This window comes from Pseudomonas brassicacearum subsp. neoaurantiaca (genome assembly GCF_013608025.1).
In the GTDB taxonomy this organism is placed as follows: domain Bacteria; phylum Pseudomonadota; class Gammaproteobacteria; order Pseudomonadales; family Pseudomonadaceae; genus Aquipseudomonas.
In genome coordinates, this window is sequence record NZ_VDLV01000013.1 from 41,547 (window position 1) to 64,614 (window position 23,068).

A 23,068-nucleotide genomic window follows, 5' to 3' on the forward strand; every position below is an offset into this window, starting at 1 on the left:
TCAGAGATCGGCCGGCAGCGGCTGCTTGAGCCAGGTCTGCGAATTCTTTTCCAGGCTGCCATCGGTCTTGGCGGTGGCGAGGATCTGGTTGACCTTGTCCAACAACGCCGGCTCGTTCTTGTTCACGCCGACGTAGACCGGCGAGTCCTTGAGTTTCACTTTCAACGCCGGGACGCGCTTGGGGTTGCGTTCGCTGATGGCGACCATCACCACGTTGCCGCTGGCGATCAGGTCCACCTGGCCGGCCAGGTAAGCGGCAATCGTCGAATTGTTGTCTTCGAAACGCTTGATGGTGACGCCTTCGGGGGCGACCTTGGTCAGCTCGATGTCTTCGATGGCGCCACGGGTAACGCTGATAGTCTTGCCCTTGAGGTCGTCCAGGCTGTTGATGGCGGCATCAGGCGGACCGAACACGGCCAGGTAGAACGGCGCGTAGGCGCTGGAAAAGTCGATGACCTTTTCGCGCTCGGGGTTCTTGCCCAGGCTGGAAATCACCAGGTCGACCTTGCCGGTGGTGAGGAAGGGGATGCGATTGGTGCTGTTGACCGGTGTCAGTTCCAGCTTGACCTTGAGCTGGTCAGCCAGCAGTTTCGCGGTGTCGATATCCAGGCCGCGGGGCTTCATGTCCGGGCCGACCGAACCGAACGGCGGGAAATCCTGGGGTACCGCAACCTTGAGCGTGCCGCGCTTGACCACATCCTCCAGGCCATCGGCGTGGGCGGGCACCTGGCAAAGCATCAGGCTGGCAAACAGGGCAGTGAGCAGGACGCTGCAACGCTGGATCATGGTGAATCTCCGCAGTCGATGGTGTGGTTTCTGCGATCGGACAGAGCACAGGCCATGCCAAGGCAGGTTTTATAGGGCGAAAGCCACGGTTTTGCTGGTGGGGTGCGGTCTTACTGGTCTGAACAGTTGGGCCGCGTTTCGCACCTTTATCGGGCGTTGGCATTTGCCACCGAACCCTGCTGGGGCACGACTTGCCGGGCACGGCGAATAGCATTACAACTAGCCGCTCACTGGCCCGGTTTGTCTGAAAAATCATGAATTCCATCGCTCGTGCCGTTCCTGAAGTGGCATTGCAAGCCATCCGTAAACTGATCGCCGACGAGGGCTTCGGCCCGGGGGATGCGCTGCCCTCGCAGCGCGATCTGGCGGTTCAACTGGGCGTGAGCCGGGCGTCCCTGCGTGAGGCGCTTTCATCGCTGAGTGCCCTCGGGATGATCACTGTGCAGCCGGGCCGGGGCGTATTCGTGCAGTCACCCGCGCAGGAGCCGCGCAGCGAATCGGCACCGGGGTGGCCCTTCGCGGCCCAGGCCTCGCCTGTGGATATCTTTCAATTACGCTATGCCCTCGAAGGTTTCGCGGCGGGATTGGCGGCCGTGACGTTGAGCGGTGACGAACTCGATGCGTTGGACGACAACGTCGAGGCCATGCGTCGGGAACTGAAGGCCGGGGATTTCGATGCGGCGGCCCAGCTGGATTTCGAATTTCATCGACGCATCCTGCTGGCCAGCGGCAACCAGGCCATGCTGAGCATCCTCACCGCCAGCGCCGAAATCTTCCTGGAGAGCCAGAAGCTACCGTTCATCAGGGCGGAGCGGGCGATGGAGACCTGGCAGGAACACCGCAAGATCCTTCGCGCGTTGGCCCGCCGAGCCTCGGTCGCCGCGCAAAAAGCCATGCAGGAACATGTACGTAACGCTGCGCTGCGTACCGGTATTTCTTTTGTCGCGCCCGCTGCCCCATGACCTCGGCGATACCCAAAGCCATCGATCGTCATAGCGAGACTCAATCAACTGCGGCTTCCTGAACCTGGGAAGGGCAGCTATGATGGGCCACGTTTTTTTGCTGATTACCCCGGAGATTTCCATGAGCAGCGATCTGATCAAACACGTAAGTGACGCTAGCTTCGAAGCTGACGTACTCAAGGCCGAAGGCGCAGTACTGGTCGACTATTGGGCTGAGTGGTGCGGTCCTTGCAAAATGATCGCTCCGGTCCTGGACGATATTGCTACCGAATACGAAGGCAAGCTGACCATCGCCAAGCTGAACATTGACGAAAACCAGGAAACCCCGCCCAAGTATGGCGTGCGTGGTATCCCGACCCTGATGCTGTTCAAGGGCGGCAACGTCGAGGCCACCAAGGTCGGCGCGCTGTCGAAGTCGCAACTGAAGGCTTTCATCGACGCGAGTATCTAGGCGCCGAATGCCACTGGAAAAGCCCCGCAAATCGCGGGGCTTTTTCGTTACTCGGGGCTAGACGCTCACAAATCCAGGTGTTACATTCGGCCCCGCACTGGTTTCTCCATTGCCCCCTGCAAGCCGTCGCCGACGCTCTCCTTTCGAACAAGTACGCGATCCTGTCGCCTTCTCCGCGGCGCGGCCTCATTAAGCCAAAAGCTTAATTTCCCCCCTCCATAAATGATTACGTCATTCCTATATGAATCTGACTGAACTCAAGCAAAAGCCGATTACCGAACTGCTCGAATTGGCCGAACAGATGGGCATAGAAAATATGGCCCGTTCGCGCAAGCAGGACGTGATTTTCTCCCTGCTCAAGAAGCACGCGAAAAGCGGCGAGGAAATCTCCGGTGATGGCGTGCTGGAGATTCTCCAGGACGGCTTCGGCTTCCTTCGCTCCGCAGACGCTTCCTATCTCGCCGGCCCAGACGATATCTACGTCTCGCCGAGCCAGATCCGTCGCTTCAACTTGCGCACCGGTGACACCATCGTTGGCAAGATCCGCCCTCCGAAGGAAGGCGAGCGTTACTTCGCGCTGCTCAAGGTCGACACGATCAACTTCGACCGTCCGGAAAACGCGAAGAACAAGATTCTCTTCGAGAACCTGACCCCGCTGTTCCCGACCGTGCGCATGAAGATGGAAGCCGGCAACGGTTCCACCGAAGACCTCACCGGTCGTGTCATCGACCTGTGCGCACCCATCGGCAAAGGCCAACGCGGCTTGATCGTGGCACCGCCGAAAGCGGGCAAGACGATCATGCTGCAGAACATCGCGGCTAACATCGCCCGTAACAACCCTGAAGTTCACCTGATCGTGCTGCTGATCGACGAACGTCCGGAAGAAGTGACCGAGATGCAGCGCACCGTGCGCGGCGAAGTGGTCGCCTCGACGTTCGACGAGCCGCCGACCCGTCACGTGCAGGTTGCCGAAATGGTGATCGAGAAGGCCAAGCGCCTGGTCGAGCACAAGAAAGACGTGGTGATCCTGCTGGACTCCATCACTCGTCTGGCCCGTGCCTACAACACCGTGATCCCGAGCTCCGGCAAGGTGCTGACCGGTGGTGTCGATGCCCATGCCCTGGAGAAGCCAAAGCGTTTCTTCGGCGCCGCACGGAACATCGAAGAAGGCGGCTCGCTGACCATCATCGCCACCGCGCTGGTTGAAACCGGCTCGAAGATGGACGAAGTGATCTACGAAGAGTTCAAGGGTACCGGCAACATGGAACTGCCCCTGGACCGTCGCATCGCCGAGAAGCGTGTATTCCCGGCCATCAACATCAACCGTTCCGGCACCCGTCGCGAAGAGCTGCTGACTGCCGACGACGAGTTGCAGCGCATGTGGATCCTGCGCAAGCTGCTGCATCCGATGGATGAAGTCGCTGCTATCGAGTTCCTGGTCGACAAGCTGAAGACGACCAAGACCAACGATGAGTTCTTCCTGTCGATGAAGCGCAAGTAACACGAAGCTACGCATAAAAAGGGCGCCCCGCACAGGGCGCCCTTTTTTTGGGCTGAATGTATCAAAATGGACAACTTTCCCAGACCAGCAGTGTCCTTGCTGTTGACGTCTGTATTTCAAACGACAAGGAGCGTTATGCACACGTTTGGCAATCGCCGTGACATCGATGGCTTGAGGGCGCTGGCCGTTATTCCGGTGGTACTGTTTCACTTCGGCTTCAGCACGTTCAGTGGAGGCTTTGTCGGGGTCGATGTCTTCTTCGTCATCTCCGGATTCTTGATAACCGGCATCCTGTTTCGCGAGATCAGTGCGCAGCGCTTCAGCTTCGTCGATTTCTGGGCTCGACGTGCGCGCCGCATCCTCCCCGCCTTGAGCCTGGTGCTGTTGGTGACGTTGGCCTTGGGCTGGTTGTTGCTGACAGCCAAGGATTTTTCGGAGCTTGGCCGAACGGTTCGTTACCAGGCGTTGTTCATTTCGAACATCTTGTTCATGCGTGAGGACGGTTACTTCGAGCCTGCGTCGGACCTGAAACCGTTGCTTCATACCTGGTCCTTGGCCGTCGAAGAGCAGTACTACATTTTCTTTCCGTTGCTGATGGCGTTGTTGATGCGCCATGTTCGTCATTGGCGCTGGATGCTGTTTGCCGTATTGCTGATTTCCTTCGGGCTGAACGTTACGTACATCGACCGCAAGCCTGATGTCGCTTTCTTCTCGTTGCCGACGCGCGCTTGGGAGCTGTTGTGCGGTGCGATGCTTGCGGTATCGCCAACGCCGAGACACATCATGAAACCGTGGGTGTATCACTTGACGGGCGTGGCCGGGTTGGCAGCGGTGCTGGTGGCGGTGTTCACTTTTGACAGGGCCACGACGTTTCCAGGTTGGGCTGCTTTACTGCCGGTCCTCGGCGCCACTGCGCTGATCTGGTCCGGGACACAGGGTTCGAGTTGGGTCGCTCAACTGCTCGGCGCCAGGGTGTTCGTCTGGATTGGCTTGATTTCCTATTCCCTCTACCTGTGGCATTGGCCGGTCTACGTCTTTGCCAATGCTGTTTCCATCGACGGTATCGAGCATTGGGAAGCAATGGGCTGGATCCTGCTGGCGTTGAGTCTTGCCTGGTTGAGCTGGCGCTTCGTAGAGCTTCCGTTTCGTGAGAAGCGCGTGTTGCCTGGGCGCAAGCCGGTGTTGGTGGGAGGTTTGTTGGCCATGGTCGCCCTGGCGGTGACGGGGTCGGCGGTGCGGTCGGCGGATGGCTTTCCTCAGCGCCTTACCGGCAAGGCGCTGGAGTATGCCCAAGCGCGGGATTGGAAGGCTGGGCAGATGGAATGCATGCTCGTGACTTCTGACAAGAACCTGGACAAGGCCTGCCTGGTTGGCGAACGCAAAGAGGCGCCGGCGACCCAACTGTTTTGGGGCGATAGCCACGCCGCTGCGTTGTTGCCGGCGATTGAAGACAATGCCACGCGTGAGGGGCGTCCGGTTTGGCTCTACAGCATGAGCGCCTGTCCGCCAGTCGTCAGCGATGACCTGCGCCAGCGTTGCCGGGACTTCAACGAAAGGACCATGGAACAGGTTCGTCACCTGCAGATCAAGGATGTGGTGCTGGCTTCCAACTGGAGTCTGTACGTCTACGGCCGGGAGGACGGCGACAAGAAGGTATTGCTCAACGCCTCCGACAATACGACCGAAGCCGAGGCGCGTATGGCTACGGCGCTCAAGGCCCGGGTGGCGATGTTAAGGGCGGCGGGCGTACAGGTGTGGTTGTTCAAGGAAGTGCCGCTGCAGCGCAAGGGCGCTATCAGCAGATTGACGAGCCTGGCCCGGGCTGGGCGTTCAGCTGAAGGGTTGGGTCGTCCACTTGAGGAGCACTTGTCCCGTCAACGTTTCCTCAGTGCGTTGTTTGACTCAGTGAGCAGCGCCGATCCAGGTGTGCATGTCATTGACCCGACCCCGTTGATGTGCGCGGGACAGGTCTGCAGCATTGAGGTCAACGGTTACTCGCAGTACAAGGACGAGGACCATCTGTCTGATCTCGGTAGTGCCCGGCTGAGCCCGCTGTTTGCCCCGGTGTTGCTGGGGTCAACCGGCAATTGATCGCCGCCGCGCACGCACGGGCTGCTGTTTGGGCGTTAGAGCAGGTAGGATGTACGCCTATTTTCGGGGTGGCATCTCAATGAAATTCAAGGACCTTCGGGATTTCGTGCAGCAGCTTGAACAGCGCGGCGAGTTAAAACGCATTCAGGTTCCTGTCTCTCCAGTGCTGGAGATGACGGAAATCTGCGACCGCACGCTTCGGGCCAAAGGCCCGGCGTTGCTGTTTGAAAACCCGACAGGTTATGACATTCCGGTGCTGGGCAATCTGTTTGGCACGCCGGAGCGCGTGGCCTTGGGCATGGGCGCGGAAGCCGTCAGCGAGCTGCGCGAGATCGGCAAGCTGCTGGCATTCCTCAAGGAACCCGAGCCGCCGAAGGGCCTGAAGGATGCTTGGTCCAAGCTGCCGATTTTTCGCAAGATCATTTCCATGGCGCCGAAGGTCGTCAAGGACGCGATCTGCCAGGAAGTGGTGATCGAGGGCGACGATGTCGACCTGGCCATGCTGCCCGTGCAGACCTGCTGGCCAGGCGACGTAGGGCCGCTGATCACTTGGGGGCTGACGGTCACCAAAGGTCCGAACAAGGACCGCCAGAACCTGGGCATCTATCGCCAGCAGGTGATCGGCCGCAACAAAGTCATCATGCGCTGGCTGAGTCATCGGGGCGGTGCGCTGGATTACCGTGAGTGGTGTGAAAAACACCCTGGCCAGCCATTCCCGGTCTCAGTCGCCTTGGGCGCGGATCCCGCCACGATCCTCGGCGCGGTCACGCCGGTGCCTGATAGCCTTTCCGAATATGCGTTTGCCGGCCTGCTGCGCGGCAACCGTACCGAGCTGGTGAAGTGCCGTGGCAATGATCTGCAAGTGCCGGCCACCGCCGAGATCATTCTTGAAGGTGTGATCCACCCCGGCGAAATGGCCGATGAAGGTCCCTATGGCGACCACACCGGTTATTACAACGAGGTGGACAGCTTCCCGGTGTTCACCGTCGAGCGCATCACCCATCGCATCAAGCCGATCTACCACAGCACCTACACCGGTCGTCCGCCTGATGAGCCGGCGATTCTCGGTGTGGCGCTGAACGAAGTGTTCGTGCCGATCCTGCAAAAGCAGTTTCCGGAAATCACCGATTTCTATCTGCCGCCTGAAGGCTGTTCCTATCGCATGGCCGTGGTGACGATGAAGAAGTCGTATCCGGGGCACGCCAAGCGAGTCATGTTGGGCGTCTGGTCGTTTTTACGACAATTCATGTACACCAAGTTCGTTATTGTCACTGACGACGATATCAACGCGCGGGACTGGAATGACGTGATCTGGGCCATCACCACGCGCATGGACCCCAAGCGCGACACGGTGATGATCGAGAACACGCCGATCGACTACCTCGACTTCGCCTCGCCGGTGTCTGGCCTGGGGTCGAAAATGGGGCTCGATGCCACGCATAAATGGCCCGGTGAAACCACCCGTGAGTGGGGCCGGGTTATCGTCAAGGATGAAGCCGTTACCCAACGGATCGATGCCATCTGGAATCAGTTAGGAATAGATTGATGCGTGTAACCTTGCAGCCTTCCGGTGCGGTGCTGGAGATAGAACCGGCCGAGCGGATACTCGATGGCGCACGACGCCTGGGCTACGAATGCCCGCAGAGCTGCCGCAACGGCAACTGCCACGTTTGTGGCGCGTTGCTGGTGGAGGGCCGTGTGGAGCAGGCCGGTGAAGTACGTGACCACGGTGAGGTCTTTACCTGCATCGCCGAACCCTTGGAGGACTGCGTGCTGCTGTGGGATGGCGTACTGTCGCCGGGTGAGCTGCCGGTGCGCCATCTCGCGTGCCAGGTGATCGAGTGCGCCGACGTGGGTGGCGATGTCTGGCGGGTGCGCTTGCGTGCGCCGGCGGGTAAACCTCCGCGCTATCACGCCGGGCAATATCTGATGATTGAGCGGGAGAACGGTGAGAAGTCAGCGTTCTCCCTGGCCTCGGCGCCGCACTCGGGGCGCGACCTGCAATTGCATGTGCTGGTGCGCGAAAAGAGTGCGCAAACGCTTTTGGAGCAACTTCAGCGCAACCCCAATGTGCGCATCGAGATGCCATTTGGCGACACCCATTTGTCCGAACTCCCGGATGGCCCGCTGGTGCTGATCGCCGCTGGAACCGGCATGGCGCAGATGCACAGCCTGATCGAGCACTGCCGCGCCCAAGGATTCAAGCACCCGGTGCATCTGTATTGGGGCGTGCGGCGGCCGGAAGATTTCTATGAAATCGAACACTGGGACGAGTGGAAGAAGTTGCCGAACCTGTATCTGCACAAGGTCGTCAGCGACTTGTGTGGTTGGGAAGGGCGCTGCGGCATGCTCCACGAGGCGGTGTGCGAGGACATCAGCGATCTTTCCGGCGTCTACGTCTACGCCAGCGGCTCGCCGGCCATGATCTACGCGACACTCGATGCGCTGGTGGAAGCCGGCATGGACGCCCATCAGATGCGTGCCGATGTGTTCGCGTATGCGCCGCGAGCTTGAACCAACCTGGTCTTGAGCTGTGCTGTTGTGGCGAGGGAGCTTGCTCCCGCTCGGTTGCGCAGCGACCGCCTCTTTTGGGACTGCTTCGCAGTCCAGCGGGAGCAAGCTCCCTCGCCACAGAAGCCCATTTCCACCCGATATAACTTCCTATATTGCGTTCGGGTATTTAGGCGGTGGGCCAGATACCGATAACGTATATAGGTCTGGAGTGGCATTTAACTTGCCTTGATCCTCACAAACGTCAACGTCATGACGCTCTATTTGCCCGCGAGGAGCCAACCGCTAACGGCCATGACCGCTATCGAATCCGCCATAACCTGCGCCCTGTATCCGCCCCGGCTTGAGTTGGGTGCGCAGCTGACCCGCGAACAGTTGCTCGCCTCGATGCAATCGACCATGAGCCTTCACCAGGGCGGCCCGGTCTGGCTGTTCGCCTACGGATCATTGATCTGGCGCCCGGAATGCACGGCGGTGGAACGGGTGCGTGGCCGGGTCCATGGTTATCATCGCGGCTTGTATCTATGGTCCCACGAGCACCGGGGTACCCCGGAGTTGCCAGGGTTGGTGTTTGGGCTCGATCGCGGCGGTTCATGCAGTGGTTTCGCCTACCGCTTGCCGGAAGAGGATCTCGAGGATTCGCTGTTCGCGCTGTGGCAGCGCGAGATGCCGGTCCCTTCTTATCGTCCGCACTGGCTGACCTGCCGTCTCGAGGATGGCAATCGGGTACAAGCCTTGGGCTTCGTGTTGGAGCGACACCTGCCCAGCTATGCCGGCAACCTGCCGGACCATGTGCTGAGCCAGGTATTCGAAAGCGCTTGCGGGCGTTATGGCACGACTCGCGATTATGTCGAGCAGACCATCAACGCCCTGCGCAGCCACGCCATGCCCGATCGGAATCTGGAGGCGCGGCTCAAGCGCTGTAAATCAATGTGGGATCAGACGACCGCTTCGCGGCTCTGACTGGCGATCTGCTTGTGCGACAGTGTTGGCGCGAGGAACGCCATCGCCAGCACGCAGGCGCCCACCAGCAGTACGAAGCCCCCATCCCAGCCGAAATGGTCCACGGTGTAGCCCATGGCGGCGCTGGCCGCGACCGAACCACCCAGGTACCCGAACAGACCGGTGAAGCCCGCGGCGGTGCCGGCGGCTTTTTTCGGCGCCAGTTCCAACGCCTGCAGGCCCACCAGCATCACTGGGCCATAGATCAGGAAGCCGATCGCGAACAGCGAGATCATATCGATTAGCGGGTTGCCCGGCGGGTTCAGCCAGTAAACGATCGTCGCGACGGTCACCAATGCCATGAACACCATGCCCGTCAGGCCACGGTTGCCCCGGAAGATCTTGTCCGACATCCAGCCACACAGCAGCGTGCCGGGAATGCCTGCCCACTCGTAAAGGAAATATGCCCAGGACGTCTTGTCGAAGTCGAAGTGCTTGACTTCTTTAAGGTAGGTCGGCGCCCAGTCCAGGATGCCGTAGCGCAACAAGTAGACGAAGACGTTGGCCAGTGCGATGAACCAGAGCATTTTGTTGCGCAGCACGTAGGTGACGAAAATATCCCTGGCGCTGAATTCTTCTTCATGGCTGGCGTTGTAGCCTTCCGGATAATCGTTCTTGTACTTCTCGATGGGCGGCAAGCCCGTCGATTGCGGTGTATCGCGCATCACTATGAAGGCGAAGACAGCGACCAGCAACGCCACCGCTGCCGGTACATAGAACTTGCTGTGCCAGTCGTTGAACCAGCCCATGCCGAGTATTGCCAGCGGGCCTATGAGTCCCCCGCCAACGTTATGCGCGGTGTTCCAGACTGAAACCACGCCGCCGCGTTCCTTCTGTGACCACCAATGCACCATGGTGCGCCCGCTCGGCGGCCAGCCCATGCCTTGCGCCCAACCATTAATGAACAACAGGATGAACATCATGGTCACGCTGGAGGTTGCCCATGGTGCGAAACCGAAAACGAACATCACCCCGGCGGATACGATCAGTCCAAAGGGCAAGAAGTAACGAGGGTTGGAGCGGTCGGATACGATGCCCATCAAGAACTTGGAAAGGCCGTAGGCAATCGCGATCGCTGACATCGCCACGCCCAACTGGCCTTTCGTATAGCCTTGGGCGATCAGATCCGGAAACGCCAGGGCGAAATTCTTGCGCAGCAGGTAATAACCGGCATAGCCGAAGAAAATCCCGGCGAAGATCTGCCAGCGCAGGCGTCGGTAGGTGCTGTCTATTTTTTCTTCAGGCAGGACTGCCTTGTGTGCGGCCGGTCGAAAGAAAGCAAACATTCAAGAGCTCCAGGTTCTTATTGTGATGGTGGATGCGAATGTTACAGTTTCGTTACCGAAAATAGCATCGCTCGTTGTCGCATAAATAGTGGAGATTTCGATTGGCGATGTTCTTAAGTGAACATGTCGCGTGCGCATAAGCTGACGGCGCTGTAGGAATCGTCGCGGTGGGCGTTTTCCCGGCAGCTTTCATGACAAGAATCTGGGAAACGTCCTTCAATCGAATGGGAAGCGTCGCCATTCAATCCACGAGACACCACCCTTACCCTTTACGTTTGTCGGTTCAGGCATTCAAACAAGGGGTTGGGTATGAGGTGGTGCGCTGTGATGTTGTGGCTGTGTCTGGCTGGTGTGAGTTGGGCGGGGGAAAGGGTGCTGGTGCCGGAGAACAATCCCAGGCCGGAGTATCCGACCGCTCTGAACCGGGCTGGGGTCATGGGCGCGGTCAAGGCCAGTTTCACGGTACACACCGATGGTCGTGTGGATGAGATAACGATCCTGCACAGCGACCATCCGGAGTTCACCGAAGCCGTTCGAGGGGCGCTGGCTGAATGGCGTTTCCAGCCGTGGACAGCGGATGACGAACATTCCACCAAAGTACGGATCGTGGCGCCGTTCGAATTTCGCCTGGATGACACGCCGATCGATGCCAATAAATGGATCAAGACCTGGCGTTGCTCGGACATCAACGCCTATGCCAGCGACCGATTGCAGGTGCGGGATCTGCTCCCGTTCCATTACACGCGCAGCTACCTGTCCAATGTCTTCTTCGTCAGACAGCTACCGGAAGCCGAGCGCCTGGCGCTGATCGCCCGGTTCAACCGGCTGCTGCCCTCGATCGTACAGCGCTGCGGAACGTTTCCCGCAACGCGGTATATGAGGATGTTGCCGGAGGAGATTCGGGTGTTGCTTTAGCCATAAAAGTAGGGGCATCGCCGTTGGCGATGCCCCTACTTTTTTATTCTGACTTGAAACCGGGTTTTCCGTTTTCTGCTCGCCAGATTTTAATTTCATTCAGGATGCCTTCCGGACTGTCTTCTCGACCTTGTTTCGGGTAGAAAATAAGTGCGGATTTTTCTGGGTGCTCAGTAACTTTCTCAAAATGTTTTGCAAGTTTGCTGGTGTATTCGCCGAGCTCATCTCCGGTAAGCTCGTTATTATCTTCGAAGAATTCTCTAAGAAAGGATAGGAACTCTGCTTCGGTATAGTCCTCTATTTTTTCTTTGAAGATCATGGCTTTGTTCCTTTTTTGTGAAGCTCAATGTGTTCTTTAGGGGTCATGATGCTTAAATTGTCCAAATCGTAAACTGCACCACCGTCGGAAATCAACTGTATATGATGAATTTCAAATTTGTTCCTTTCGCCTACGTGGCCGTCTGGAGCTGTGAATGGGGCAGCGCCATTACGCATCAGTTTCAGGTTGGATCTACTAAACTGTGCTGATAGTTGTTCATCATTGGCTACCCGGCTCCAAAATTTTTCTCGGAAGGCATCAAAGTCTCTGAAGTCATGCCCCCGAAGTAGATTTGCTATCTCGCGAGGAATGGGGGCACCAACGCCCTGCTCGGTACTTCCTAGCCAATTTCCCCTAATCTCCTGACCTGTTCCAGTCGCTATCCCCGGCTCGTATCGCGGCCCGGTGCGACTCGCCATGATATAGACTGGATTGATCCCTGACTCCACGGGAAATACCAGCACATAATCGTCAATGTCAGCGTCATCGCAGGTTGGATGCTCGTCTACTCTCCCCTCTATCTGGGTAATTCTGGCCCCGGGAAGGATCCTGATTTCCGGCTGTGCCGCAGGTAACTCGGTTGATCCAAGAAAGTTATCCCCTGGCGGGTTGTTCGGTGTCCAAGTCAGCGTCCTTGGAAGAATCCCTTCGGTCGTGAAAGTGAAAAGATTGGTGTGTTGATCAAGCGCTATATATCTGATCCGAACCTCGCTGGATAAACTTCCACCAGTCGGTGAAAGATAAAACTGGGTATGCTCTCCGCGAACCGATGACACGACGCGAAGCGGTAAACGGCCAGTTTCAGTGTTTGGGGTTAGTTTAAAATGTTCATCCAATTGGAACAGCGGGATGCTAATCACCACTGGATTACGCTGAAGCTCGCTATTGCCTATTGTCGGAGAATAAGACACTGCCACGCCAAATGCCGCCAATGGTCCTCCCGCCAAGGCGGCTCTCGCTTTTTTCAACAGATTAATGGTGCTTTGGAAAGAAAAAGAGGCGCCTTCGTATCCGGCGATCAGGCCGCCGGGAGTAGTGATTAGCGGTCGCGCCGAGGCCATCGCACCATTGACGGTCGATAGCGGAATATTTTCGATGTGGTATTTCGACTGGTAGATCGCATCGATACCTGCTTGTGCCTTGCTCAGCGAGGTCTCGCGAGAGCCATTTTTCATGGGGCCGGAAAGGTCTCCTGCCGCAAGCTCTGCCCTGGATGCGTCTCGATGCGCGGCGGCCAGTTCCAGATGTTTACGCCGCATCCAGGCCAATTGTTGATCAATGTCTTCAGATTGGGCGTGGTTGAACTGACGGAGCAGTTCGTTAAAGTGGCCTGCTAGTGTCGACGCGAGTTTCTGTTTTCGTTCTTGTTCGGCTCGTTGCGCCGTAGCTTGCGCTTGCTTTCGTGCTTGTTCTTTCTGCTCGGCTGCAACACGGAGCTGCTCTTTTAAGCGTTCGGCTGATTCCGCTCGCTCGATTAGTCCGATAAAAGTGTTCGTTGTCCTTGTGAGATATCGAACGGATTCTGAGTGAAGAAGAGATACATGGTAGTCCTGCCATCGCTTTCCTAGGTTTGTTTTTGCCTGTAAAGCCACTAGATTGTTAAGTGCTTCGAATTCAGGTTTGCTCAATGGCGGCTTGATGTTTGGATTGGCCCTCGTGTAAGCGCCGATAGCTGCTCGCTCGGCCGTGATGATTTTAGTTATGGTTGTCTTGTGGTTTATTAACAATTTGGAAAGGGCTAGGCCAGCTGTTGGGTCTAGCATCGATAAGGCTTTTTTTAGCAGGAAGCCAGGGAGAAGTTGGAGACGAATGTTTTTTTCTTTGTTGATAAGGCTGAGTTTTTCATCAATGGAAGATATTGAATTATTTTTTTCAGGCTGAGTTGTGGCGGCAAGCCGTGCAGCTTTCTTAGATGACTGCTCCAGTTTTTCAGCAAGAACATCTTTTTGCAGGGATAGCCGCTTCAACTCCAATGCCGACCGGTACGCATGATTTATGGCTGCGTAAGCAATCATGATATTAGGTGGAGAGGTTTGTAGGCTGTCCATTATTCTTCTGAAGGGCAGCTCTTTCATAAGAAAAAATGGGTTCTGACCATAAAGCGAGTATGCATCTTTGGTATGCGCCTGGTATTCGGACTCTTTGGATTGAATGGCCTTTATCGTTGTTTCTTGTTCGATCTCCGCTTTTTCAAAGGACGAAAGGATGAGTGTGCCTGCCGCCGTATTATTTGCTTTCTCAAGTTCCTTGAGGGTTGATTCGGTAAGTTTACTAAAGACGCCGGAATACTCGGCGTCGATGTCTTCGCTGTTATACCTTTGCTCCCTCATGAAATCGTCCCATATGAAAGGAATGGACGCGTTGTGTCTTTTTGAGCTTCTAGTGATCCCTCTAGGCGGCCCCTCGTTCAACCCCCACGCTATAAATCCTCCTGTATTGAAATCCGGTAATCTTTGAGCTGTTATTGGAAAGGGAGGTATTTCGTACGAGCCTGGGCCTAGTTTTATATGAGGTCCTAAGTATGTATGTGCGTTATCCATATGACTTATCCATGTCGATTGGTTTGCTAACAGAGTTAGCCCGCTATTGCAGATGTTTCATGGGCAAGCTAGGGTTGCGTATTTTTTTCGTGGGAGTGCGGTAAATATCTACCGCCAAATCGGCTTGAATTTGTGCTTGGCAGGAATCACGGCGGGGTCATCAGAAAGGAAAAGGCCAGAACCATCAATCAATGGTTCTGGCCTTTTTTGACCGGTACGGTTTCAACGAACTTGCACAACTACCTTGCCCACAGCCTTGCGCTGCCCCAGGTCGTTGATCGCTTGCGCTGCGTTGTCCAGCGGATAAACCTGCGACACCAAAGGCTTGAGTTTGCCTTCGGCGAACCAGCCGAACAGTTGCTGGAAGTTGGCGGCGTTATCCTGGGGTTGGCGCTGGGCGAAGGAACCCCAGAATACGCCAACCACCGAGGCGCCCTTGAGCAGGGCCAGGTTTACCGGTAGCTCGGGGATTCGTCCGCTGGCGAATCCGACCACCAGCAGCCGGCCATTCCAGGCGATGGCGCGGACCGCCTGGTCGAACAGGTCGCCGCCCACCGGGTCGTAGATCACGTCGGCGCCCTGGCCGTCGGTGAGGCGCTTGATTTCGTCCTTGAGGCTGGTTTCGGTGTAGTTGATCAGCTCGTCAGCGCCGGCGGCCTTGGCCACGGCAAGTTTTTCCGCACTGCTGGCGGCGGCAATCACGCGCGCGCCCATGGCCTTGCCGATCTCCACCGCCGCCAGACCGACGCCGCCGGAAGCGCCAAGCACCAATAAGGTTTCACCGGGCTGGAGGTTGGCCCGCTGCTTGAGGGCGTGCATCGACGTGCCATAGGTCATGCTGAAAGCGGCAGCCGTGTTGAAATCCATGGACGAAGGAATCGGCAATACGTTGTAGCCCGCAACCGCCACCTGTTCGGCGAAGCTGCCCCAGCCAGTCAGTGCCATGACGCGGTCACCTGTTTTCAGGTGGCTGACCTTTTCGCCTACTTCGCGAACCACGCCCGCCGCTTCGCCACCCGGGGAAAACGGGAAGGGCGGCTTGAACTGGTATTTGCCCTCGATGATCAGCGTGTCAGGAAAATTCACCCCGGCGGCGTGCACGTCCAGCAGCACTTCGTTCTTTTTCACGACGGGGCTGGCGACGTCTTCCAGCACCAGCGATTCGGCGGGACCGAATTCTTTGCACAGCACGGCTTTCATCAGGGCTATTCCTTTGGGAGTGATGGCCGATAAGTGTAGGTGTGAGAGTCAATGGGTCAACGAGCATGTCCCGCCCTGATAGCCGGCCATAAGCTTGTGCTTGGACGGCGGGTCGGTATGCTGGGCCGCAAACCGGATGAGGAGTCGAATGTGAAAGCGTGGATCATGTTGATGCTGGCCCTGTCGTTGCCTGTGGCAGTGATGGCCGAAGAGGGCAAGGAAGCCAAAGAGGGCGAGGCACCTAAAGTCAGCTACATCACCCTGAGCCCTCCATTCGTGGGGAATTATGGGCTGGACGGTACAGCCAAGCTGAAGGTGTACAAGGCCGACGTCGCCCTGCGTGTAACCGGTGACGCCGCTGCTGCGGCGGTGAAGGCTAACGAGCCGTTGATTCGCAACCAGTTGGTGGCGCTGTTTGCCCAGCAGACGACCGAGACCATGAACAACCTTGAAGCCAAGGAAAAGCTGCGTCAGGAAGCGTTGAAGCAGACTCAGCAAGTCATGAATGACGAGACCGGCAAGCCGATGGTTGAGGATCTGTTGTTCAACAACCTGATCATTCAATAAGCATTGTGGTGTCCGCGCGGCCCCATCGCGAGCAAGCTCGCTCCCACAGGATTGTGTGCACGGCGCAAGTCCCCTGTGGGAGCGAGCTTGCTCGCGATAGCGGCCTGTCAGGCCGCAAATCATTCAAGGCTTCAACGCAATAACCGCCGCCCACTGCTCCGCCGTCACCGGCATGACCGACAGCCGCGAGCCTTTCTGCACCAGCCGCATTTCAGCCAGGGCGGTCTGTTGCTTGAGGTAGTCGAGCTTGAGTACGCGGGGGAACGTCTCGACATGGGCGACATCGATGGCCGTCCAAGGATTTTTTTCCTGGCTGGCCTTGGCGTCGAAGTAGTGGCTACCAGGCTCCAGGGCCGTGGGATCGGGATAGGCCGCCTTGATGATTTTTCCGATGCCCGCGATGCCGGGCTCGGGACAACTGGAATGGTAGAAAAAGAACGTATCGCCCACCGCCATGGCCCGCAGGAAGTTACGCGCCTGGTAGTTGCGAACGCCGTCCCAGCGCGCTTGGCCGAGCTTTTCCAAGCCCTGGATGGACAATTCGTCGGGCTCGGATTTCATCAGCCAATGGGCCATGATTTCTACTCCTGGGGGCTGTGGAGAAAAATAGTTCAGCGATTTTATGACAAACCGACAGTCGGTTGACGCCAGAGTTTGCGTGTGGGTCCGGGTTGCCGCAAAATGCCGGCCTTCCAAGCTTGACGCTGCTGCACGGCCAATAAGAAAACCGCTGCTGTCATCGTGTGTGATATGCCTTGAGGGGGGCAATCGATGAAACGCAAACCGGATTTGTTGTGGATACTGGTCATTCTGTTTGGCCTGGGTGTCGTGACCACGGGTTACGCCCAGAGCCTTTGGGCCAACAAGACCGATGCGCCGGTGGAAATCACCCAGCCCGCACAATCGCTCAAGCGCTGAGCCCGCTTTCCAGGCGCCGCTGATCACCGCGGCGTCTATCCCGCGATATACCATCGCCTGTCGCTGACCGTTCCTTGCAGCGGCACGTCCCAGCTTGCCTGTGCCAATCGTTCGACTTTCTGGCATTCGTGGGCCAGCCCCAACAGCGTCGGCTTGCGCCACTGTCTACGTCGTGCCAGGTACGCCAGGCTGCGGTCATAAAAGCCGCCGCCCATGCCCAGCCGGCCTCCGGCGTCGTCAAATCCCACCAACGGCAACAACACCAGGTCCAGCGTCCAGACCTTGCGCTGCCGGGCGATGTTCTTGCGTGGCTCGGGGATACGAAAACGGTTGGGCTGCATCTTTTCGCCGGCGTGAATGCGCTGGAACACCATCTTGGTCTGCGGCCAGGGGCTCAGTACCGGCAGGTAAGTCGACTTTCCTCGACGTTGGGCGGCGCGCAGCAGCAGGCGCGGGTCGATCTCTCCGTCGTTGGGCAGGTACAGCGCAATGTGCTTCGCACGGCGAAACAGTGGATGCTGGGCCAGTTGTCTGTAGAGCCCGCGGGCGGCTTCCCGCTGCTGGGCCGGCGTCAGGGCGCGACGGGCCTGGCGCAGCAGGCGACGAAGTTGCGGGCGAGGCAGCAACGCAGGTTCGGTCATATCGAGGCTTCACGAGGTGGTGTAATCGCCACAGCGTAACCGCAAACGATCGGACCAGAAATGCCAAACGCCAGAAACGACAATGCCAGTCATGATGACTGGCATTGTGTCGAGAATCAGGCTCCCCGGATGAACCGCTGTCGGCTTAGCCCTTGAACCCGAAAGTTCAAGGTGGAAGTTGCAGGAGGCGTTAAGGCTTTCCGTCAAGCGGACATGCACACCGGCCCCAACGTGCAACCCCCGTGGTTGTGCGTATCGGCTCAGGGACATCACCAACTGGCAAGCACCCCAGGGAGTGACGCAAGTATACCCCAGGCAGCCTCGCGAATCAGCCCTTGCTGACGTCCGGATCGGTAGCGAGCACCAGATCCACCCGATCCAGCAGGTCGCGCACCTGTTCACGGGTCGAGCCGCTGACCTGCACATCAGGCGTATCCTGGCGGTGCAGCAGGTCGTGGGTGATGTTCAAGGCGGCCATCACGGCGATGCGGTCGGCGCCGATGACTTTGCCGCTGCTGCGGATCTCGCGCATCTTGCCGTCCAGGTAACGGGCGGCGCTCACCAGGTTGCTGCGCTCTTCCTGGGGGCAGATGATCGAATATTCTTTATCGAGGATCTGCACGGTGACGCTATTGCTTGAACTCATGAGTCTTGCTCCAGGGCCTTGAGGCGCGAAATCATCGATTCGACCTTACGCCGGGCGATTTCGTTTTTTTCAATGAGGTGCGCGCGTTCCTCGCGCCAGGTTTTTTCCTGAGCTAATAGGAGTCCGTTTTGGCTCTTAAGTTGCTCGACCCGTTCAATTAGCAGCTCGAGTCTGGCCATCAGCGCTTGCAGGTCGGTGTCTTCCATTGTGTCCACTGAGGATTGAGTCTGATGGGGAATAAGGGTCGCACAGCCTTTAATGGTCTTGGCGAGTCTGTCGATGTAGGATACAAGGCCTCCATTCTAGACATAGCGCCGTCTGGCGCCTAGCTGCCCATGCCCATTCAGAATTCCCCGTATCAAGCATTCGCCACCCTGCTGAGCACCAGCGGCCATCCTGTCTCGCCTGCCGAACTGCATGGCTTGCTGCTCGGTCGCAGCTGCGCCGGTGCCGGTTTCGACGCCGATGGCTGGCTGGCCGACGCCGCCGAGTTGCTCGAAGGCGAGCCTGCCGACAACGTGCGCAACGCGCTCATCGGCCTGCAGGAAATGGTCAAGGGCGAGCTGACCAGCGATGACATGACTGTCGTCCTGCTTCTGCCGACCGATGATGCGCCGTTGAGCGAGCGCGCCGCCGCGCTGGGCCAGTGGTGCCAAGGCTTCCTCGCCGGCTTCGGCCTGACCCGCCGCGAATATGCGCTGAGCGATGAAGCCAAGGAAGTGTTGCAAGACCTGGCGGCCATCTCGCAGGTCCAGGATGCCTTGGAAGAATCCGACGACGGCGAAAGCGACTACATGGAAGTGATGGAGTACCTGCGGGTCGCGCCACTGCTATTGTTCACCGAGACCAAGAAAACCGCAGAGCCGGCCACCAAGCCGTCCCTGCACTGATCGCTTGAAAGGGAACACCGTCTGCCCATGATTCATATCCCGAAATCGGAATACAGCCGTCGCCGCAAGGCCCTGATGGCGCAGATGGAACCCAACAGCATCGCAATCCTGCCCGCCGCCGCCGTTGCGATCCGCAACCGCGACGTCGAGCATGTCTATCGCCAGGACAGCGACTTCCAGTACCTCAGCGGCTTCCCCGAGCCGCAGGCGGTCATCGTGCTGATGCCCGGCCGGGCCCATGGCGAGTACATCCTCTTCTGCCGCGAGCGCAATCCCGAGCGTGAGCTTTGGGACGGCCTGCGCGCCGGCCAGGAAGGAGCGATCCGTGAGTATGGCGCTGACGACGCATTTCCCATCACCGACATCGACGACATCCTGCCGGGCCTGATCGAAGGCCGCGACCGGGTCTACTCGGCCATGGGCAGCAACCCCGAATTCGACCGGCACCTGATGGAGTGGATCAATGTGATCCGCTCCAAGGCCAACCTTGGCGCCCAGCCGCCGAACGAATTCGTTGCGCTGGATCATCTGCTTCACGACATGCGCCTGTATAAATCGGCGGCGGAAGTGAAGGTGATGCGCGAAGCGGCCCGGATCTCGACCCAGGCGCATATCCGGGCGATGCAGGCGGCCCGGCCCGGGCTGTATGAGTTCAGCCTGGAAGCCGAGCTCGATTACGAATTCCGCAAGGGCGGCGCAAAAATGCCGGCCTACGGTTCCATCGTCGCGGCGGGGCGCAACAGCTGCATCCTGCACTACCAGCAGAACGACGCGCTGCTCAAGGACGGCGACCTGGTGTTGATCGATGCCGGTTGTGAAATCGATTGCTACGCCAGCGACATCACCCGTACCTGGCCGGTCAGCGGCAAGTTTTCGCCCGAGCAGAAGGCGATCTACGAAGTGGTGCTGGCCGCCCAGGAAGCGGCGTTCGCTGAAATCGCGCCGGATAAACACTGGAACCAGGCCCATGAAGCGACGGTCCGGGTCATTACCGAAGGGTTGGTGCGCCTGGGCTTGCTTGAGGGCGACGTGGATGAGTTGATTGCCAGCGAGGCCTACCGGGCGTTCTATATGCATCGCGCCGGCCATTGGCTGGGCATGGATGTGCATGACGTGGGCGAATACCGCGTCGGTGGCGAATGGCGGGTATTGGAAGCAGGCATGACGTTGACGGTGGAGCCGGGCATCTATATTTCGCCGGACAACCGCAGCGTAGCGAAAAAATGGCGCGGCATTGGCGTGCGCATCGAGGATGACGTGGTAGTGACCAAGACCGGTTGTGAAGTCCTGACCCGTGGCTTGCCCAGGACGGTCGCCGACATCGAGGCCCTGATGGCCGCTGCACGGACCCAGGCGGCATGAGCCGGGTCAATGTGGCAATCGTCGGCGGCGGCCTGGTCGGCGCGAGCCTCGCGCTGGCGTTGCAGGCCGGTGCCAAGGCGCGGGGCTGGAAAATCATGCTGATCGAGCCCTTTGCGCCTGGCGACACCTGGCAGCCGAGCTATGACGCGCGGTCCTCGGCGCTTTCATTCGGCGCCCGGCAGATCTATCAACGGTTGGGCCTGTGGCAGGAGATTTCCCGCCGCGCCGAGCCGATCAAGCAGATTCACGTGTCTGATCGCGGGCGGTTTTCCACGGCGCGGCTGTCTGCCATGGAAGAGGGCGTGCCGGCTCTCGGCTATGTGGTGGAAAACGCCTGGCTCGGCCAGTGCCTGTGGCAGGGCTTGGATCCGGAGGTCGTCAGTTGGCGCTGTCCGGCGCAAGTCACCCGGATGGAGCCGCAAGTGGCTGGCTATCGCCTGACCCTTGACGACGAAACCGTCATCGAATGTGATCTGGCAGTGCTCGCGGACGGTGGTCGTTCCGGCCTGCGGGAGCAGTTGGGTATCGGTGTACGCAACCGACCTTATGACCAGAGTGCGTTGATCGCCAATATCACGCCGGGCGAAGCCCATAACGGCATGGCGTTCGAACGGTTTACCGATGACGGTCCGATGGCCCTGTTGCCGCTCCCGGAGAATCGCTGTGCGTTGGTCTGGACCCGGCAGGGGATGGATGCGCAACGTCTGGCGGCATTGGACGAGCGCAGCTTCCTCAGTGAACTGCAGGAAGTGTTTGGCTATCGGTTGGGCGCGCTCAAGCAGGTCGGCGCGCGGCATCTTTACCCCTTGGCGCTGGTGGAGGCTGAAGAGCAGGTCCGTCCGCACCTGGTGATCCTGGGCAATGCCGCCCATAGCCTGCATCCGATCGCCGGACAGGGGTTCAACCTGTCCCTGCGCGATGCGCAAGCCCTGGCCGATGCCTTGCTGGAAAGCGACAGCACGCCTGGCGATTTCGCCGTGCTGCAGGCCTATCGTGAGCGCCAGCGGATGGACCAGGCCCTGACCGTGGGATTCTCGGACCAGGTGACACGCTTGTTCGCCAGCGATCTGCCGTTGGTGTCCGTGGGTCGCAATCTGGGCCTGTTGGGCCTTGATCTGTTGCCGCCGGCCAAACGCTGGTTCGCTCGCCAGGCCATGGGCCTGGGAACCCGTCCCGATGCGTGAGCCGGGGTATTTTTTTCACGGGCGGCTCATGTCGCCAGCTACACAGGCTTAAAGCATGGAATTGCGTGCAGATCTGCTGATTGTCGGCGCCGGTATGGTCGGCAGCGCCCTGGCGCTGGCGTTGCAGGGCAGTGGCCTGCAAGTGCTGTTGCTCGACGGCAGCCCGATGAGCGTCAAGCCCTTTGATCCACAGGCGGCGTTCGAGCCGAGGGTCAGCGCCTTGTCGGCGGCCAGCCAGCGGATTCTCGAACGCCTTGGCGTCTGGGACGGCATCACCGGACGGCGCGCCAGCCTGTATACCGACATGCACGTCTGGGATGGCAGCGGCACCGGGCAGATTCATTTTTCTGCCGCCAGCCTGCATGCCGAAGTGCTGGGGCATATCGTCGAAAACCGTGTCGTACAGGATGCCTTGCTGGACCGGCTGCATGACTGCGACCTGGGTTTGCTGGCCAATGCGCGTCTGGAGCAGATGCGCCGCTCCGGTGATGACTGGCTGCTGACCCTCGCTGACGGTCGAACCTTGCGGGCACCGCTGGTGATTGCCGCCGACGGCGCGAATTCTGCCGTGCGCCGCCTGACCGGTGTCGCCACGCGTGAATGGGATTATCTGCACCACGCCATCGTGACCAGCGTGCGCACCGCCAAGCCGCATCGATTGACGGCCTGGCAACGTTTTACCGACAACGGTCCGCTGGCGTTCCTGCCGCTTGCGCGCGACGGCCAACAGGATTGGTGTTCGATTGTCTGGTCCACGACCCCTGGCGAGGCACAGCGCTTGATGGCGCTCGATGACGTTGCGTTCCGTGACGAACTGGAACGCGCCTTCGAAGGTCAGCTCGGCACGGTGCTCGCTGCCGACCCGCGCCTGTGCGTGCCGCTGCGCCAACGCCACGTCAAGCGCTACGTGGCCGAAGGACTGGCACTGATTGGCGACGCGGCCCATACGATCCATCCGTTGGCAGGCCAGGGGGTAAACCTGGGCTTCCTCGACGCCGCCGTGCTGGCCGAAGTGCTGTTGCAGGCGGCAGGCCGCGGCGAGCGGTTGGCGGACGTGAAAGTCTTGAGTCGCTACGAGCGCAGGCGCATGCCTCACAACCTGGCATTGATGGCGGCGATGGAGGGCTTCGAGCGGTTGTTCCAGGCAGATCCGCTGCCGGCGCGCTGGTTGCGCAATACCGGATTGAAACTGGTAGACAGCATGCCTGAGGCCAAGGCTTTGTTCGTGCGCGAGGCGCTGGGGCTGATCGGGGATTTGCCGGAGTTGGCCAAGGCTTGAGAGGTGGGTTGGGGCTT

Annotated in this window: 23 protein-coding genes and 1 other RNA gene; 14 read left to right on the plus strand and 10 right to left on the minus strand. The window is 58.9% G+C overall.

All coding sequences use genetic code 11. The features are described 5' to 3' along the window. Positions 1 to 786 (minus strand): transporter substrate-binding domain-containing protein, encoded by a 786-nt coding sequence (locus FHK92_RS11045; protein WP_181288089.1) that lies wholly within the window; start codon positions 784 to 786, stop codon positions 1 to 3. A gap of 254 nt (positions 787 to 1,040) precedes the next feature. On the opposite strand from FHK92_RS11045, the gene FHK92_RS11050 reads away from it, so the two are divergent. The 7 genes from FHK92_RS11050 (at position 1,041) to FHK92_RS11080 (ending at position 9,265) form a co-directional block, all read left to right on the plus strand. Then, a complete protein-coding gene (locus FHK92_RS11050) occupies positions 1,041 to 1,748 on the plus strand; it encodes a FadR/GntR family transcriptional regulator (RefSeq protein ID WP_181288090.1) in 708 nt (235 codons plus the stop codon). A gap of 121 nt (positions 1,749 to 1,869) precedes the next feature. Then, a complete protein-coding gene (trxA, locus tag FHK92_RS11055) occupies positions 1,870 to 2,199 on the plus strand; it encodes a thioredoxin TrxA (protein ID WP_181288091.1) in 330 nt (109 codons plus the stop codon). A gap of 241 nt (positions 2,200 to 2,440) precedes the next feature. Further along, entirely contained in the window at positions 2,441 to 3,700 is a 1,260-nt protein-coding gene (gene rho, locus FHK92_RS11060) for a transcription termination factor Rho (protein WP_003206716.1), read from the plus strand. A 135-nt stretch (positions 3,701 to 3,835) separates the two neighbouring features. Next, entirely contained in the window at positions 3,836 to 5,791 is a 1,956-nt protein-coding gene (locus FHK92_RS11065) for an acyltransferase family protein (RefSeq protein WP_181288093.1), read from the plus strand. Positions 5,792 to 5,870: 79 nt separating this feature from the next. Then, positions 5,871 to 7,337, plus strand: coding sequence for a 4-hydroxy-3-polyprenylbenzoate decarboxylase (gene ubiD / locus FHK92_RS11070; protein WP_181288095.1), 1,467 nt, complete (start codon positions 5,871 to 5,873; stop codon positions 7,335 to 7,337). Next, the gene (locus FHK92_RS11075; RefSeq protein ID WP_181288096.1) at positions 7,337 to 8,305 is read left to right on the plus strand and encodes a CDP-6-deoxy-delta-3,4-glucoseen reductase; all 969 of its coding nucleotides are present in this window, start codon (positions 7,337 to 7,339) and stop codon (positions 8,303 to 8,305) included. Before ubiD ends, FHK92_RS11075 begins: the two co-directional genes overlap by 1 nt. 291 nt (positions 8,306 to 8,596) lie before the next feature. Next, the gene (locus FHK92_RS11080) at positions 8,597 to 9,265 is read left to right on the plus strand and encodes a gamma-glutamylcyclotransferase (protein WP_181288098.1); all 669 of its coding nucleotides are present in this window, start codon (positions 8,597 to 8,599) and stop codon (positions 9,263 to 9,265) included. Here the strand turns inward: FHK92_RS11080 and glpT are convergent. Then, positions 9,241 to 10,590 (minus strand): glycerol-3-phosphate transporter, encoded by a 1,350-nt coding sequence (gene glpT, locus FHK92_RS11085; RefSeq protein WP_181288100.1) that lies wholly within the window; start codon positions 10,588 to 10,590, stop codon positions 9,241 to 9,243. The genes FHK92_RS11080 and glpT overlap by 25 nt on opposite strands. Positions 10,591 to 10,917: 327 nt before the next feature. On the opposite strand from glpT, the gene FHK92_RS11090 reads away from it, so the two are divergent. Further along, positions 10,918 to 11,505, plus strand: coding sequence for an energy transducer TonB (locus FHK92_RS11090; protein WP_258232644.1), 588 nt, complete (start codon positions 10,918 to 10,920; stop codon positions 11,503 to 11,505). Positions 11,506 to 11,548: 43 nt separating this feature from the next. Here the strand turns inward: FHK92_RS11090 and FHK92_RS11095 are convergent, their stop codons facing one another. The 3 genes from FHK92_RS11095 to FHK92_RS11105 form a co-directional block, all read right to left on the minus strand. Next, complete coding sequence (locus tag FHK92_RS11095; RefSeq protein WP_181288102.1) at positions 11,549 to 11,824, minus strand: bacteriocin immunity protein; 276 nt, start codon at positions 11,822 to 11,824, stop codon at positions 11,549 to 11,551. After that, entirely contained in the window at positions 11,821 to 14,154 is a 2,334-nt protein-coding gene (locus tag FHK92_RS11100; RefSeq protein WP_181288104.1) for an S-type pyocin domain-containing protein, read from the minus strand. Before FHK92_RS11100 ends, FHK92_RS11095 begins: the two co-directional genes overlap by 4 nt. A 432-nt stretch (positions 14,155 to 14,586) precedes the next feature. Then, positions 14,587 to 15,564, minus strand: a complete 978-nt coding sequence (locus FHK92_RS11105) for an NADPH:quinone oxidoreductase family protein (protein WP_181288106.1) — start codon at positions 15,562 to 15,564, stop codon at positions 14,587 to 14,589. 150 nt (positions 15,565 to 15,714) lie between these two features. Between FHK92_RS11105 and FHK92_RS11110 the strand changes: the two genes are divergently transcribed. After that, positions 15,715 to 16,131: a flagellar basal body-associated protein FliL gene (locus tag FHK92_RS11110; protein ID WP_181288107.1), complete on the plus strand. Its 417-nt coding sequence runs from the start codon at positions 15,715 to 15,717 to the stop codon at positions 16,129 to 16,131. Between the two features lie 123 nt (positions 16,132 to 16,254). Here the strand turns inward: FHK92_RS11110 and FHK92_RS11115 are convergent, their stop codons facing one another. Further along, complete coding sequence (locus FHK92_RS11115) at positions 16,255 to 16,707, minus strand: EVE domain-containing protein (protein ID WP_181288111.1); 453 nt, start codon at positions 16,705 to 16,707, stop codon at positions 16,255 to 16,257. A gap of 195 nt (positions 16,708 to 16,902) precedes the next feature. On the opposite strand from FHK92_RS11115, the gene FHK92_RS11120 reads away from it, so the two are divergent. Beyond that, positions 16,903 to 17,049, plus strand: coding sequence for a hypothetical protein (locus FHK92_RS11120; protein WP_085987032.1), 147 nt, complete (start codon positions 16,903 to 16,905; stop codon positions 17,047 to 17,049). Positions 17,050 to 17,084: 35 nt separating this feature from the next. Here the strand turns inward: FHK92_RS11120 and FHK92_RS11125 are convergent, their stop codons facing one another. The 4 genes from FHK92_RS11125 to FHK92_RS11140 form a co-directional block, all read right to left on the minus strand. Next, positions 17,085 to 17,690 (minus strand): 5-formyltetrahydrofolate cyclo-ligase, encoded by a 606-nt coding sequence (locus FHK92_RS11125; RefSeq protein WP_181288113.1) that lies wholly within the window; start codon positions 17,688 to 17,690, stop codon positions 17,085 to 17,087. Positions 17,691 to 17,808: 118 nt separating this feature from the next. Beyond that, a non-coding RNA gene (gene ssrS, locus FHK92_RS11130) (6S RNA) lies at positions 17,809 to 17,988 on the minus strand. 30 nt (positions 17,989 to 18,018) lie between these two features. After that, complete coding sequence (locus FHK92_RS11135) at positions 18,019 to 18,336, minus strand: cell division protein ZapA (protein ID WP_039590276.1); 318 nt, start codon at positions 18,334 to 18,336, stop codon at positions 18,019 to 18,021. Then, positions 18,333 to 18,542: a TIGR02449 family protein gene (locus FHK92_RS11140; protein WP_030138125.1), complete on the minus strand. Its 210-nt coding sequence runs from the start codon at positions 18,540 to 18,542 to the stop codon at positions 18,333 to 18,335. The genes FHK92_RS11135 and FHK92_RS11140 overlap by 4 nt, the downstream gene beginning before the upstream one ends. A gap of 129 nt (positions 18,543 to 18,671) precedes the next feature. Here FHK92_RS11140 and FHK92_RS11145 point away from each other — a divergent pair, with 129 nt between their 5' ends. From FHK92_RS11145 to FHK92_RS11160, 4 genes are all read left to right on the plus strand, one after another. Further along, the gene (locus tag FHK92_RS11145) at positions 18,672 to 19,226 is read left to right on the plus strand and encodes a YecA/YgfB family protein (RefSeq protein WP_181288114.1); all 555 of its coding nucleotides are present in this window, start codon (positions 18,672 to 18,674) and stop codon (positions 19,224 to 19,226) included. Positions 19,227 to 19,253: 27 nt separating this feature from the next. Beyond that, complete coding sequence (gene pepP / locus FHK92_RS11150; protein WP_181288116.1) at positions 19,254 to 20,588, plus strand: Xaa-Pro aminopeptidase; 1,335 nt, start codon at positions 19,254 to 19,256, stop codon at positions 20,586 to 20,588. Further along, on the plus strand, positions 20,585 to 21,772 hold the full coding sequence (gene ubiH, locus FHK92_RS11155; protein WP_181288118.1) for a 2-octaprenyl-6-methoxyphenyl hydroxylase: 1,188 nt from the start codon (positions 20,585 to 20,587) through the stop codon (positions 21,770 to 21,772). Before pepP ends, ubiH begins: the two co-directional genes overlap by 4 nt. A 61-nt stretch (positions 21,773 to 21,833) precedes the next feature. Further along, positions 21,834 to 23,051 carry a 2-octaprenyl-3-methyl-6-methoxy-1,4-benzoquinol hydroxylase gene (locus FHK92_RS11160; protein WP_181288278.1) on the plus strand — a complete coding sequence of 406 codons (1,218 nt, stop codon included), beginning with the start codon at positions 21,834 to 21,836 and terminating at the stop codon, positions 23,049 to 23,051. Positions 23,052 to 23,068 lie beyond the last annotated feature (17 nt).

Bases quoted from the DNA above. Each gene is read 5' to 3' on its own strand.
- FHK92_RS11095 (WP_181288102.1), bottom strand. From the start codon at position 11,824: ATGATCTTCAAAGAAAAAATAGAGGACTATACCGAAGCAGAGTTCCTA.
- trxA (WP_181288091.1), top strand. From the start codon at position 1,870: ATGAGCAGCGATCTGATCAAACACGTAAGTGACGCTAGCTTCGAAGCT.
- FHK92_RS11065 (WP_181288093.1), top strand. From the start codon at position 3,836: ATGCACACGTTTGGCAATCGCCGTGACATCGATGGCTTGAGGGCGCTG.
- FHK92_RS11145 (WP_181288114.1), top strand. From the start codon at position 18,672: ATGCCCATTCAGAATTCCCCGTATCAAGCATTCGCCACCCTGCTGAGC.
- FHK92_RS11075 (WP_181288096.1), top strand. From the start codon at position 7,337: ATGCGTGTAACCTTGCAGCCTTCCGGTGCGGTGCTGGAGATAGAACCG.
- FHK92_RS11115 (WP_181288111.1), bottom strand. From the start codon at position 16,707: ATGGCCCATTGGCTGATGAAATCCGAGCCCGACGAATTGTCCATCCAG.
- FHK92_RS11100 (WP_181288104.1), bottom strand. From the start codon at position 14,154: ATGAGGGAGCAAAGGTATAACAGCGAAGACATCGACGCCGAGTATTCC.
- ubiD (WP_181288095.1), top strand. From the start codon at position 5,871: ATGAAATTCAAGGACCTTCGGGATTTCGTGCAGCAGCTTGAACAGCGC.
- FHK92_RS11140 (WP_030138125.1), bottom strand. From the start codon at position 18,542: ATGGAAGACACCGACCTGCAAGCGCTGATGGCCAGACTCGAGCTGCTA.
- FHK92_RS11125 (WP_181288113.1), bottom strand. From the start codon at position 17,690: ATGACCGAACCTGCGTTGCTGCCTCGCCCGCAACTTCGTCGCCTGCTG.
- rho (WP_003206716.1), top strand. From the start codon at position 2,441: ATGAATCTGACTGAACTCAAGCAAAAGCCGATTACCGAACTGCTCGAA.
- ubiH (WP_181288118.1), top strand. From the start codon at position 20,585: ATGAGCCGGGTCAATGTGGCAATCGTCGGCGGCGGCCTGGTCGGCGCG.
- FHK92_RS11120 (WP_085987032.1), top strand. From the start codon at position 16,903: ATGAAACGCAAACCGGATTTGTTGTGGATACTGGTCATTCTGTTTGGC.
- glpT (WP_181288100.1), bottom strand. From the start codon at position 10,590: ATGTTTGCTTTCTTTCGACCGGCCGCACACAAGGCAGTCCTGCCTGAA.
- FHK92_RS11045 (WP_181288089.1), bottom strand. From the start codon at position 786: ATGATCCAGCGTTGCAGCGTCCTGCTCACTGCCCTGTTTGCCAGCCTG.
- FHK92_RS11080 (WP_181288098.1), top strand. From the start codon at position 8,597: ATGACCGCTATCGAATCCGCCATAACCTGCGCCCTGTATCCGCCCCGG.
- FHK92_RS11135 (WP_039590276.1), bottom strand. From the start codon at position 18,336: ATGAGTTCAAGCAATAGCGTCACCGTGCAGATCCTCGATAAAGAATAT.
- pepP (WP_181288116.1), top strand. From the start codon at position 19,254: ATGATTCATATCCCGAAATCGGAATACAGCCGTCGCCGCAAGGCCCTG.
- FHK92_RS11090 (WP_258232644.1), top strand. From the start codon at position 10,918: ATGTTGTGGCTGTGTCTGGCTGGTGTGAGTTGGGCGGGGGAAAGGGTG.
- FHK92_RS11050 (WP_181288090.1), top strand. From the start codon at position 1,041: ATGAATTCCATCGCTCGTGCCGTTCCTGAAGTGGCATTGCAAGCCATC.
- FHK92_RS11105 (WP_181288106.1), bottom strand. From the start codon at position 15,564: ATGAAAGCCGTGCTGTGCAAAGAATTCGGTCCCGCCGAATCGCTGGTG.